At 58.9% G+C, this 12,009-nt stretch carries 13 protein-coding genes; 8 read left to right on the forward strand and 5 right to left on the reverse strand.

Features of this window, described 5'->3' with window-relative positions:
- Positions 1-65: 65 nt before the first annotated feature.
- The 4 genes from ACWGXE_RS16910 to ACWGXE_RS16925 all read right to left on the reverse strand — a co-directional run bounded on the left by ACWGXE_RS16910 (position 66) and on the right by ACWGXE_RS16925 (position 4,237).
- Positions 66-230: a hypothetical protein gene (locus tag ACWGXE_RS16910; RefSeq protein ID WP_447599171.1), complete on the reverse strand. Its 165-nt coding sequence runs from the start codon at positions 228-230 to the stop codon at positions 66-68.
- 54 nt (positions 231-284) lie between these two features.
- Entirely contained in the window at positions 285-485 is a 201-nt protein-coding gene (locus ACWGXE_RS16915; protein WP_447599172.1) for a hypothetical protein, read from the reverse strand.
- 56 nt (positions 486-541) lie between these two features.
- Positions 542-1,480 carry a hypothetical protein gene (locus ACWGXE_RS16920; protein WP_447599173.1) on the reverse strand — a complete coding sequence of 313 codons (939 nt, stop codon included), beginning with the start codon at positions 1,478-1,480 and terminating at the stop codon, positions 542-544.
- Between the two features lie 336 nt (positions 1,481-1,816).
- Entirely contained in the window at positions 1,817-4,237 is a 2,421-nt protein-coding gene (locus ACWGXE_RS16925) for an endonuclease MutS2 (RefSeq protein ID WP_447599175.1), read from the reverse strand.
- Positions 4,238-4,459: 222 nt separating this feature from the next.
- On the opposite strand from ACWGXE_RS16925, the gene gap reads away from it, so the two are divergent.
- The 4 genes from gap to secG are packed head-to-tail and all read left to right on the forward strand — an operon-like array spanning position 4,460 to position 7,862.
- Positions 4,460-5,464: a type I glyceraldehyde-3-phosphate dehydrogenase gene (gene gap / locus ACWGXE_RS16930; RefSeq protein WP_447599176.1), complete on the forward strand. Its 1,005-nt coding sequence runs from the start codon at positions 4,460-4,462 to the stop codon at positions 5,462-5,464.
- Positions 5,465-5,485: 21 nt separating this feature from the next.
- Positions 5,486-6,685, forward strand: a complete 1,200-nt coding sequence (locus tag ACWGXE_RS16935; RefSeq protein ID WP_447599177.1) for a phosphoglycerate kinase — start codon at positions 5,486-5,488, stop codon at positions 6,683-6,685.
- 34 nt (positions 6,686-6,719) lie between these two features.
- Positions 6,720-7,499, forward strand: coding sequence for a triose-phosphate isomerase (tpiA, locus tag ACWGXE_RS16940; RefSeq protein ID WP_447599179.1), 780 nt, complete (start codon positions 6,720-6,722; stop codon positions 7,497-7,499).
- A gap of 6 nt (positions 7,500-7,505) precedes the next feature.
- A complete protein-coding gene (gene secG / locus ACWGXE_RS16945; RefSeq protein ID WP_447599180.1) occupies positions 7,506-7,862 on the forward strand; it encodes a preprotein translocase subunit SecG in 357 nt (118 codons plus the stop codon).
- 97 nt (positions 7,863-7,959) lie between these two features.
- Here secG and ACWGXE_RS16950 read toward each other — a convergent pair whose 3' ends face one another.
- A complete protein-coding gene (locus ACWGXE_RS16950) occupies positions 7,960-8,874 on the reverse strand; it encodes a branched-chain amino acid transaminase (RefSeq protein ID WP_447603772.1) in 915 nt (304 codons plus the stop codon).
- Positions 8,875-9,099: 225 nt separating this feature from the next.
- Here ACWGXE_RS16950 and rplU point away from each other — a divergent pair, with 225 nt between their 5' ends.
- The 4 genes from rplU (at position 9,100) to proB (ending at position 11,965) form a co-directional block, all read left to right on the forward strand.
- Positions 9,100-9,414 (forward strand): 50S ribosomal protein L21, encoded by a 315-nt coding sequence (gene rplU / locus ACWGXE_RS16955; protein ID WP_447599181.1) that lies wholly within the window; start codon positions 9,100-9,102, stop codon positions 9,412-9,414.
- 22 nt (positions 9,415-9,436) lie between these two features.
- Positions 9,437-9,700, forward strand: a complete 264-nt coding sequence (gene rpmA / locus ACWGXE_RS16960; RefSeq protein WP_447599182.1) for a 50S ribosomal protein L27 — start codon at positions 9,437-9,439, stop codon at positions 9,698-9,700.
- Positions 9,701-9,830: 130 nt separating this feature from the next.
- Entirely contained in the window at positions 9,831-10,862 is a 1,032-nt protein-coding gene (gene obgE, locus ACWGXE_RS16965; RefSeq protein ID WP_447599183.1) for a GTPase ObgE, read from the forward strand.
- Positions 10,844-11,965: a glutamate 5-kinase gene (proB, locus tag ACWGXE_RS16970; protein ID WP_447599184.1), complete on the forward strand. Its 1,122-nt coding sequence runs from the start codon at positions 10,844-10,846 to the stop codon at positions 11,963-11,965. The genes obgE and proB overlap by 19 nt, the downstream gene beginning before the upstream one ends.
- Positions 11,966-12,009: the final 44 nt, after the last annotated feature.

Consider the following 12,009-nt stretch of genomic DNA (forward strand, 5'->3'; position numbering starts at 1 on the left):
ATGGCAGGCGGGCATCACGCCTGCGTCTCGTCGCTCTGCGTGAGACGATACGGCCGGCGATGTGCCTATGCGGCTTGCCTGCTTTTCGACCGATTCCCGCCGTCGCCGGCCTCTGCGGATGACGACAATCCAAACCGGCGGCGGCGCTCGGATTCACTCTCCGCCGACATCATGACGGCTAAGAGCCAGATGAGCGCACTCATCGTGAACAGTCCGATAATCCAGACCATAAAACTTCCCCTTGTCCGTTGTGAGAAAGAAATCGAACGCGCCGACCGTCTCGGTCACGCCGCGTGTCGGCTCGCTGTCGGAGCATCCGCCGCCCGCCCTTCGATCGGCTCGCCCAATTCATCGAGCCCTTTTCTGGCATGGGCGTACAGAATCTCCATGCAGACGAACAACACGATGACCATCGACAGCAGCCCCCCGACTATTCCCCAGTATCCCCACGACATAAATAACTCGCTCGCTGTTGATACCAACATTCCCTTCTCCGTCGATGCGGAGGCGGGCATCTCGACGATGCCCGCTTCGCTTACGCTTACGCCGTTTTGCGAAACACTCGTTCGGCCGGCTCCATCCTGGTGTACGGCATGACCTCTTCAGACGGACGGCTGCCAAGGTAGAATCCGGCAATCAACAACCCCATGAGTCCGAGAACCGCGCCGACCAGATGGCCGGAAGAAATCTCGGGCCAGGGTTTGGACATACCGGTAGCCATGGTGGCCTCCGGCGCCGTTTCCACTCGCGCCAGTTGGGTGAACTCGTCGGCCTGAAGCTCCGTTCGGATCGCGGCATTGAACAACGCCGCGGTCTGGACCTGGATCGCGCCGCTCGCCTCTTCATAGCCGGACTGCGCCTTGGTGACTCGAACGATTGCGGCGCCAATGCCTTCCTGAATCCGGTCGGCCGCCTGCATATACGCGACGGTCGATCCGACGATCGCTTCGCCTAGATTCACCTGCCATGTCGAGGCAAAACTGTCGGCAACCCGCGAACCGGCCACGTCGGCTTGCTGGATCATCCGGTCGTTGTATTGATTGATATACTGATCGGCGGAGAGCCATCCCTGGCTGATCCCCCGTTTGGTAAAGTTGACGATTGCGCGGCCCTTGACCAATTCGGCCCGTGCGATACTGTCCGCTTCCATCCGCTCCGCCCAGGCCTTCGTCTCATCGAGAATGGCGTCCGGCCCGCTTTGCAGCTCATAGCTCAGCATGGTCGCCCTATTCAACTGCGCGGCGGCGGCGACTGTCTCCTTATCGGTGGACAGATCCAACAGCGCCTGGCTGACGATCGCCTTACCCAGCGCCGGCTCTACGAGTTCCATTTCAGAGATGGCCTGAGCAGAGGAAATAGTTTCGCCGGCAGGCGACCCGATTACTCCACCGGAGACCATGACGAATAAAAATCCACCCAGAATGGTTGCACAGAATCCGATCGCAACCATGATGTCCACCGCTTCAAATGTCCGTTTCATAACCGCCTCCCGGTGTATGGTCCGCGCTTTCATTCAGCGTGATGCGCACCGGCCGTCTTCCCGTGACATGCGGCACGCAGACAATACAGAAGGCAAGCATGATGCCGACCAAGCGGTCCACAGAACGCCTTGAAGTTATTGAAATGCAATGGAGGTAAGTCTTTGTCCGGTGGTTGATTCGCACCAGCTCTGCGTCAAAACAACCACCAGCCGGAGACAGGCTGGACAGCACGGAAGAAAACCCTGATCACATCAGGATGGAATCCTTTGGCGCCCGCCGCCGGCGGCGCCATCCTAAGGAAGGAGTCAGTCACGTGAATCGATTCAACTTCTCCGTCATCTGAGTTCGACAACCGTCACCCCGTCTCCTCCCTCGTTCCGTTCCCCAGCTCGAAAACGGACGACATAGGGCGAGGCCGCCAAATAATCTCGGAGCACCGCTTTCAACCGGCCTGTCCCATATCCATGGATGATACGGATGAGCGGATGGCCTGCCAAAGTTGCCCGGTCGAGCGCGGCCACCACCGATTCCAGCGCTTCGTCACCGGCTTGTCCCCTCACATCGAGCACACTCGCGATCTCGCGGTCCATCAGGTCTCGTTCTGCTTTCTGCCCGACGGTCCGTCTACCGGTACTCTGGGCAGGGTTCGGACGCGACGTCCCGACACCTACGAGATCGGCCACCGTCGCCAAGACTTCCCCTTCCCCAACCTTGACGCGAACACGCTTTTTCCCCTCGGGCGCTTCGAGCAACGTGCCGATGATGCCCAAGCCGGCCAACTCCACTTGATTGCCGGCAACCAGCCGGCCCACTTCCGTCGTCGGCCGATCGGGATCGGCCTCGCGCACGGACAGCATTTCCATGTGAACCAGCCGTTCCTTGGCTTCCTTCGCCTTCTCCAGCTTTTGATCCCGCTTCAATTCGTCGATCGTCGCCTGCACTTGAGCCCGAGCCCGTTGAAACTCCTGCGTCAGCTTTCGCTTCATGCCCTTGCGTTCTTCCCGTTCGGACAGCTGAAGGTCTGCCAGCAGTTTGGTCGCCTCTTCCGCCGCCCGTTCCGCCTCGAGCCTGGCCCGGCCTGCATGATCAAGATCCTCCGCCAGCCGTCGCTGGCGTTCCTGCACATCGCTCAGCAACCGTTCAAGAAGGCGATCATCCCGCTGAAGCCGGCTTCGAGCATCGTCCACAATGGACGCGTCCATCCCGAGGCGGCCGGCGATGTCCAGCGCCGCGGAGCCGCCGGGAAGCCCCATCACCACGCGGTACGTCGGAGACAGAGTGGCCAGGTCGAACTGCACGCTGGCGTTGGCGAATCCCGGCGTCGATTGAGCCAATGCCTTGAGCTCGCTATAGTGCGTCGTCACCACGACTTTGAGTTGTTGCCGAGCCAGGTGGAGGAGCAACGCGCTCGCCAGCGCCGCCCCTTCCATTGGATCCGTCGACGTGACCGGCTCGTCGAGCAACACCAAGACCTGTCGCGCTGAAAGCTGCTCGGCCGGCACAGGGGACCGGCCTGCCACCTCGCGAAGCAATTGGACCATCTGAGTGATGTGGGCGGAAAAACTGGAGAGATCTTTGGTGAGATCCTGCGCATCGCCGATGTCGGCGTAGATCGACGAAAAGAACCCCATTTCAGACCCTGCATCGCAAGGGAGGTGCAGGCCTGCCCGAAGCATTAACGCGAACAGCCCAAGAATTTTGAGCGTCACGGTTTTGCCACCGGTATTGGGACCGGTAATCACCAGGACGGCGACGGACTCGTCGAACAGGATATCGTTCGCCACGACCTCTTCCTTGGCAAGGAGGAGCAATGGATGCCTGGCTTGTCGCAGCATGATCCGTCCCTGGTCGTTCAGAGAGACCGGCGCCGCCCGCAACTGCCGGCTCAGCGCCGCTTTGGCCATGAGGCAGTCCAATTCCGCCAGGATGTCGAGCATGAGACTGAGCAGCTCCGCCCGTTCCGCCACCAACGCGGACAGCTCTCTCAAGATCCGCCGGACTTCCCGTTCAATCTCGAGGTCAGCCGCCTTGATGGCGTTGTTGAGGTCGACCAGCTCCCGTGGTTCGAGAAAGACAGTCGCTCCGCTGGCCGACACATCGTGCAAAATGCCCGGAATGCGTCCTTGCATCTCGACTTTGATCGGCAGGACATATCGACCCTGGCGCTGCGCAAAATACAACTCCTGGAGGACATCGGCATATCGCTTGGAATGGAGAATCTGGTCGAGCTTGTCCCGCATACGCTGCTTCAGCTCTTGCGCATGATGCGTGAGCCGCCGCAGGTCCGGGGTGGCTGATTCCGCAATCGAGCCGTCGGGCAAAATCGCCGTGTTCAAGGAGAGCTTGAGCCGCTGAAGTTGTGATAACTCCTCCAACGGTTTGGCCATTTGAGTGATACGAGACGATTCCCGGTGCCGGGCGACATAGCGCGTCGCCGTTTCGACCGTGCTTAGAACCACGGCGCAATCACGCAATTCCGGCGCCTCGAGCACCGCCCCTTTCTCCACCCGCCTCAAAACCTCGCTGATGTCGGGGAATCCCAAAGAGGGAAATGGATCCGACTGCTCCCGTAATGCCACCATTTCGGTCGTCTCTTCTTGCCGCATTCGGACAGCATCGGGATCGGCTTCCAATTTGAGGGTCGCGCACCGATTTCTCCCTCGACTGGAATGGGCATGGACCGCCAAGGCCTGTAATAATTTCGGCCAGTCGAGGACATCCGCCGCTTCCAGTTGCAAGGGTGACGAGGACGACACAGGCACCGCCGTCAGACTGTAGGTTGATCAATAAACACGCCGCATTGCGCGGCGCTCAACCACTTTACCGAACCGCCGAAGAGGAGGGCAAGCGCGTCCCCGACGCGGCTGACGAAGGAGACGGAGCCGATATTTTTGGATGGTTGACATGGGTAGAGGCTGCCAGTACTATCGCCTCGGACAGCGCTCCTTCGTTGGTTCATTCTTAGGGGATTGAGACACATGGCGACAAGAATCGGCATCAATGGTTTCGGAAGAATCGGCCGTAACGTTTTGCGGGCTTCACTCGGCGATCCCGCCCTCGAGTTCATTGCAATCAATGATCTGACCGACGCGAAAACGCTGGCCTACCTGCTCAAGTATGATTCGGTGCATGGAACACTGACGGTGCCGGTGGAATCGAAGGATGACCATCTTATCGTCGATGGCCGGCCCATTAAAGTGCTTGCTGTCAAGGATCCCAAGGAGTTGCCCTGGAAAGCGCTCGGTGTGGACGTGGTCATTGAATCGACCGGCCGCTTCACCGACCGGGAGGGCGCGGGGAAACATCTCGCCGCCGGCGCGAAGACCGTGATTATTTCAGCCCCGGCCAAAGATCCCGATGCCACGCTGGTGTTGGGAGTGAACGAAAGCGTCTACGACCCCCGCGCTCACCATATCGTCTCGAATGCGTCCTGCACGACGAACTGTCTAGCACCGGTGGCCAAAGTCCTATTGGACAGCTTCGGCATCAAGCACGGTGTCATGACGACGATCCATTCCTATACGAATGATCAGCAATTGCTCGATCTGCCCCACAAAGATTTGCGGCGGGCCAGAGCCGCCGCCATGTCGATGATTCCCACCAGCACCGGCGCCGCCAAAGCGCTGCACCTCGTGCTCCCGCAACTCAAGGGAAAGATGGACGGGTTGGCGATCCGCGTGCCGACGCCGAATGTGTCGTTGGTGGACTTGACGGTGGAGACGGAGCGGGATTGTGACGTGGCATCGGTGAACGAGGCCTTCAAACGGGCCGCCGCGGGATCGATGAAGGCGATTCTCGCCTATTCGGAAGATCCGATTGTGTCGATTGATCAGAAGGGCGACGCCCATTCTGCGACGGTGGACGCCCCCTTGACGACGGTGATCGAGAAACGCCTGGTGAAGGTCACCGCTTGGTATGACAATGAATGGGGATATTCCTGCCGGGTCCGGGATCTGATCAAGTACATCGCCGGCAAACACTAACGGTCCCCTAAGGACGCGCGTATGAACCTACACAAGCAAATTATCGACGACCTGCAATTGAACGGCAAACGCGTCATCATCCGCGCCGATTTCAATGTCCCGCTCGATGATTCGTTGCAGATTACCGACGACACGCGCATCCGGTCCACGCTGCCCACGATCAATCACGTCGTCGATGAAGGAGCCAGAGTCATTCTGTGCTCTCATCTGGGCCGTCCTCACGGAAAATTTGACCCCAAATACAGCCTGGCCCCCGTCGCCAAACGACTGCAGCGTTTGCTCGGCAAGGAAGTGATTTTTGCTCCCGATTGCATCGGGCCTGCCGTAGAAGCGTTGGTGGCGAAAATGAAACCGGGCGACGTCATGCTCCTCGAAAATTTGCGCTTCCATGCCGAGGAGGAAAAAAATGACGATGCCTTCTCGAAGGCGCTCGCCTCCCTCGCCGATGTGTACATCAACGATGCGTTCGGTGCGGCCCATCGTGCCCATGCCTCGACGGTCGGCATCACGAAATTCGTGAAGGAGGCCGCCGCCGGCTATTTGCTCAAAAAGGAAATCGAATATCTTGAAGGAGCCGTCGCCAATCCGATGCGCCCGTTCGTCGCCATCCTCGGCGGGGCCAAAGTCTCCGGCAAGATCGGCGTCATCGAAAATTTGGGCAAGAAGGTCGACAAAGTCATTATCGGAGGCGGCATGGCGTTCACGTTTCTCAAGGCCATGGGTCTCGAAATCGGCAAATCGCTCGTTGAAATGGACATGTTGGACTTCGCGAAGGGCGTGCAGGACCATGCCTTCGCCAGCGGCGTGAAATTTTACCTGCCGGTTGATTGCGTGGTGGCCGCGAGCCGCGAACCGGGCGCCGAAACCAAGATCGTGCCCGTTCAGGAAATTCCGAAAGGCTGGTACGGCCTGGATATCGGACCGGCTTCCGTCAAACTCTTCTCGGAAGCCGTGCAGAATGCCAAGACCATCCTCTGGAACGGACCGATGGGCATGTTCGAGGTCGATGCCTTTGCCCGCGGTACCCTGGCGATGGCCCATGCGGTGGCCAATGCCTATGCTTTGAGCATCGTCGGCGGAGGAGAAACCGCGCTGGCCGTGCACCGGGCCGGAGAGTCGGAAAGCATTTCATTCATCTCCACCGGCGGCGGGGCAGCTCTGGAACTCCTTGAAGGCAAGACGCTCCCCGGCTTGGCGGCGCTCCCCAATCGCCCGAATTAGCCATCCCTTCACTGATCAGCCCTCCGAGGTTTTTGTGAGAACACCTTTCATTGTCGGCAATTGGAAAATGAACAAGACCGCCTCGGAGGCGGTTGTCCTGGTGCGCGAGTTCCTACGGCTCTGTCCGCGGACCACCGAAATCGAGGTCGGCCTTGCGCCGCCGTTCACCGCCTTGCAGACCGTGCGGGACGCCTTGGGCCCGGATACTCCCTATCAACTCGGAGCTCAAAATCTGTTCTGGGAGGATAAGGGTGCGTTCACCGGCGAAGTTTCCGGCCCGATGCTTAAGGATCTCGGGTGCCGGTTCGTGATCATCGGCCATTCAGAACGCCGGCAGCATTTCGGGGAGCAGGACGAATGGACCAACAAGAAGATCCTGGCCGCGCTACGGTCCGATCTGCGGGCCATCCTGTGCGTTGGAGAAACATTGACGGAACGTGAGGCAGGTCTGACGGAAAGTATTGTGACGCGCCAGATCCAGGCCGGGCTCGCCGGTCTCGATAAGCAGCAGATGAGCCGGTTGGCGCTGGCTTATGAGCCGATCTGGGCTATCGGCACGGGTCAAGCGGCCACCCCGGAACAGGCCCGCTCCGTACATGACCTGCTCCGGAAAACGGTAAGCAATCAGTGGAATCAGGAAGTCGCCGAGGCCTTGCCTATTCTTTATGGCGGGAGCGTGAGCCCACAGAACATCGGCGGTTTTATTTCATGCGAAGAGATCGACGGCGCATTAATCGGCGGGGCTTGTCTCGATCCCGTTTCGTTTGCTACACTGGCCGGCATTGCATTGACCACACGTTCATCCCGCGGATAATCAACCATGTATACACTGCTCGTCGTCATTCATGTCATCGTCTGTTTGCTGATGATTGGAGCGATTTTGCTTCAGTCAGGCAAAGGCGCGGAAATCGGAGCTGCGTTCGGTGGCTCCAGCCAGACTGTCTTCGGAAGCCGCGGCCCGGCAAATTTTCTCAGTAAATTTACCGTGGTGACCGCGTTGGTCTTCATGCTGACTTCGCTCTCACTCGCCATTCTGGCGAAGAATCGGACCTTTTCCTCCACCGTCATTGATCTTGATAAGAAACCGGCGTCCACTGCTCCGGCTTCCTCGGGCACCGAGTCCAAGACCCCGGCCGCGGGTGAGTCCCATTCGGGTGACGCAGCCGGCACTCATTAGGCCGATCCGCTTACAAATTATTCAAACGCTGAGCGCGAGTCGAGGACGGCGGTAGCTTGTGACGAGGAAGCCTACAACACTGCGTTAGGAAAGCCCGCTAAACCGGCGTCAGCCACTGCCGGTGGGTCGTGTCAACTCCGCGGACGACATCAAAGAATGATTTCTGTAAGGAGAGGGTCACAGAGCCCGGCTTCCCGCTTCCGATCGGGCGACGATCGATTTCGGTAACGGGGGTCAATTCGGCCGCCGTTCCGGTCACGAAGACTTCATCGGCGATATACATTTCATCCCGGGTAAACCGCTCTTCCACCACAGGGATGCCGCGCTCCCGCGCCAACTGCAGAATGGAATTCCTGGTAATGCCCTCCAGAATGGAGGTCAGCGGGGTCGTCTTCAATTGTCCTCGGCGAACGATGAAGATATTCTCGCTGGTCCCTTCCGCCACATAGCCTTCAGGGTCCAGCATGATGGCCTCGTCATACCCGTCGGCTTTCACTTCGCGCTTGGCCAAAATTGAATTGACGTAGTAACCGGTGATCTTTCCTCTAGTCATGGACACGTTCACATGATGGCGGGTAAAGGACGAGACCCTCGCTCGAATTCCCTGGGTCAGAGCATCGTCTCCCAGGTAGGTGCCCCATTTCCAAGCCGCGATCGCAAGCTGAATGGGATTCTCACCCGGATACAACCCCATGGCTCCATATCCGATATAGACCAGCGGCCGGATATAACAGGCCTCCAGTCGATTGACGCGCACCGTCTCAATGATGGCGTCCGTCACCTGTTTCTTATCGTAGGGCATCGGCATCAATGCGATGTGCGCGGATTCGAAGAGCCGATCGACGTGCTCGGCCAAGCGGAAGACGGCGGATCCGGAGGCTCCCTTATAGCAGCGAATGCCTTCAAAGGCGGCCAATCCGTAGTGAAGAGAATGCGTCAAGACATGGACGTTCGCGTCGGCCCAATTGACAAACCGGCCGTCCATCCAAATCTTTTCGCTGGCTTGCAGCATGTCCGCACTATAGCAGCGGTTTTCCGGGACCGTCAAGGCGGATACGAGAAGCCGGCGGGTACGCGACCGTGCGTAGTGGTGCCGTGAACCATGTCCGGAACATGAATCGCGGACCACATGCGAGCGGATCAGGCGCTTTCCGGTTTCCAAAACCAAGCCCGCGTTCTTGACTCTCATCGAGCGGCTATGATATCTGCTTGTGTTCCGCATCGGAGGGATGACCACATGTATGCAATAGTTGAAACGGGTGGAAAGCAATATCGAGTCGAACCAGGCGCCATGATTCAGGTGGCGTCGCTGCCCGGTGAGATCGGTGCTGCGGTTCAATTGGGCCACGTGCGTTTGGTCCATGGCGACAACGGTGTGCTGGTCGGCCAGCCGCTGGTATCGGGCGCCTTGGTGACAGCCGAGATCTTGAGACATGGCCGCACGAGATCCATTACGGTCTTTAAGAAAAAGCGACGAAAAAATTATCGCCGGACCAAAGGACACCGCCAAGGTTTTACCCAAATCCGCATCACGGGCATTGAGACGAAATAGCGGCGGCAGAGGAGCATAGAAGATGGCAACAAATAAAGGCGGGGGCTCTACCAGAAACGGCCGCGACAGCAATCCGCAATATCTCGGCGTGAAGGCCTACGGCGGTGAAGTGGTGAAGGCCGGCTCCATTCTCATTCGTCAGCGAGGCACAAAATTCTTTCCTGGATTCAATGTGGGTCTTGGGAAAGACCATACTCTCTTCGCCTGCATCACCGGCGTCGTGAAATTCGAAGGGGGCCGGGGCCGCCAGAAAATCAGCGTCTATCCCGTCCCGGTCAAGGCGTAACTTCTAACTCGCCCTTTGCCATGCGGCGCTTGGAAGGCGCTTTCAGCCTTCGCGCACTCCCTCCCCACGTGACAACCCGGTACGCTATACTGCTGCGTCCGGCTTCATTCAATAGTTAGATCGATGCTCTATGTCGGCCTTTGTCGATCATGTGCGTATTCTTGTCAAAGCCGGTCGAGGCGGTGACGGAGTATGCAGCTTTCGCCGGGAAAAGTATGTGCCTCGCGGCGGGCCGGATGGGGGCGACGGCGGACATGGAGGCCACGTGATTTTTGTCGGCTCTCATCGACTGACCACCTTGCTCGATCTCCGCTATCACCAACATTACGAGGCGGAGGATGGAGGGTCGGGAGAAGGCGGCAATCGGCATGGCCGGAACGGAGCCGACGTGGTCATCTCCGTTCCGGTCGGAACCATGATTTTTGACGACACCACGCAGGAATTGCTGGCCGACTTGACCACCGAAGCCCAAGAATGCATCGCGGCCGAGGGAGGCCGGGGCGGCCGCGGCAATTCCCATTTTGCAACCTCCACCAATCGAGTTCCGACCCATTACGAACTCGGGACGCAGGGCGAAGAACGCCGGCTGCGGCTCGAACTAAAACTGCTGGCCGATGTGGGCCTGGTCGGATTTCCTAATGCCGGCAAATCGACGCTGATCGCAGCCGTCTCTTCCGCCCATCCCAAGATCGCCGACTATCCGTTCACGACTCTGACGCCGAACCTCGGGGTGGTCCGCTGGGCCGAGGACCGGACCTTCGTGGTGGCTGATATCCCCGGTCTCATCGAGGGAGCGCATGAAGGCAAAGGCCTCGGCATTCAGTTCCTCCGCCACATTGAGCGCACGGCGTACTTGCTCCACCTAGTCGATGTCTCCGAATGGGCTGCCGACGAGCCAGTGCGTAGCTTCGAAATCATGCGTCATGAAATCCAATCCTATGACGCGGGATTGGCCGCCCGCCCGTTCGCAGTCGTGGGAACCAAACTTGACGTGAAAGGCGACGGCGCCAAGCTGGAGCAGCTCCGGAAGTACTGCAAACGGCGTCGGTTCCCATTCATGCCGATTTCCGCTGCCACGCGGGAAGGCTTGGATGACCTCGTTCAATTTGTGGGGCGGCAGGTGGATTCCCATCGAAAGGCGCCGTGCGAGACGAAGTCCTGATTCAGGCCAAGCGCCTGGTCATTAAGGTCGGCAGCAGCCTGGTTGCGTCGCGCCAGACCGGGCTCTCCTCGGAAAGAATCGAACGGCTGGCGGCCGAGATCGCATGCTGCAGGAAGGAACGGGAGATTCTGATCGTTTCCTCCGGTGCCATCGTGTCCGGCATCAAAAAGCTGGAACTTCGGGAATATCCGAAAAGCCTGCCGGTCAAACAGGCCGCGGCCGCGGTCGGGCAAAGCCGCTTGATGTGGGCGTATGAGAAGGCCTTTGAGCGCCTCGGGCTCAAAGTGGCGCAGATTCTCCTCACTCATCAAGATCTGGCGGATCGCCGGCGTTTCCTGAATGCCAGACACACGCTTCAAACCTTGATCGGATTCGGGGTGATTCCCATCATCAATGAGAATGATACCGTCGCAGTCGACGAGATTCGTTTCGGGGACAACGATACGCTGGCCGCTCAAGTCGCGCATCTCATCGATGCCGATCTGCTCGTGATACTCTCGGACGTCGACGGACTGTTCACCGAGGACCCTCGCCAGAACCCATCGGCAACCTTGATTTCAGTGATCCACGACATCACCGACGATATTGAGCGCCGCGCCGGCGTGTCGAGCACATTCGAAGGCACGGGCGGCATGGCGACGAAGGTCCGCGCCGCCAAAAAAGTGGGCGACTACGGAGTTCCAACGCTGATCCTCAATGGGACGACTCCGGACTTGTTACCGGCGGTCCTGGGCGGACATCCGGGCGGGAGCTTGTTTTTGGCTCGCGAGCGCCGGATGAACAGCCGGAAGCATTGGATCGCCTTTACGCTGCGTTCCCGCGGCCAGATTACCTTGGATGACGGCGCGGTTGAAGCGTTAGTCCGTCGCGGCAAGAGTCTTCTCGCCACCGGTATTCACCGGATTGCCGGCCACTTCGACGCAGGGGATCCCGTAAGCTGCCTGGATCCGCAAGGCAAGGAATTCGCCAAGGGCCTGGTGAATTTCTCCGCCGAGGTCCTGACTAAAATCAAAGGACTCAAAACCGCGGACATCCAAAAGCTGCCCGGCTTGCAGGATTATGAAGAAGTGATCCATCGCGATAACTTGGTCGTCCTCGATTGAGCGGCCGCCGTCATGATCGCGTCGCGAGCTGAGCCCACACGAGC

It is taken from the genome of Nitrospira sp. Nam80 (assembly GCF_965152575.1).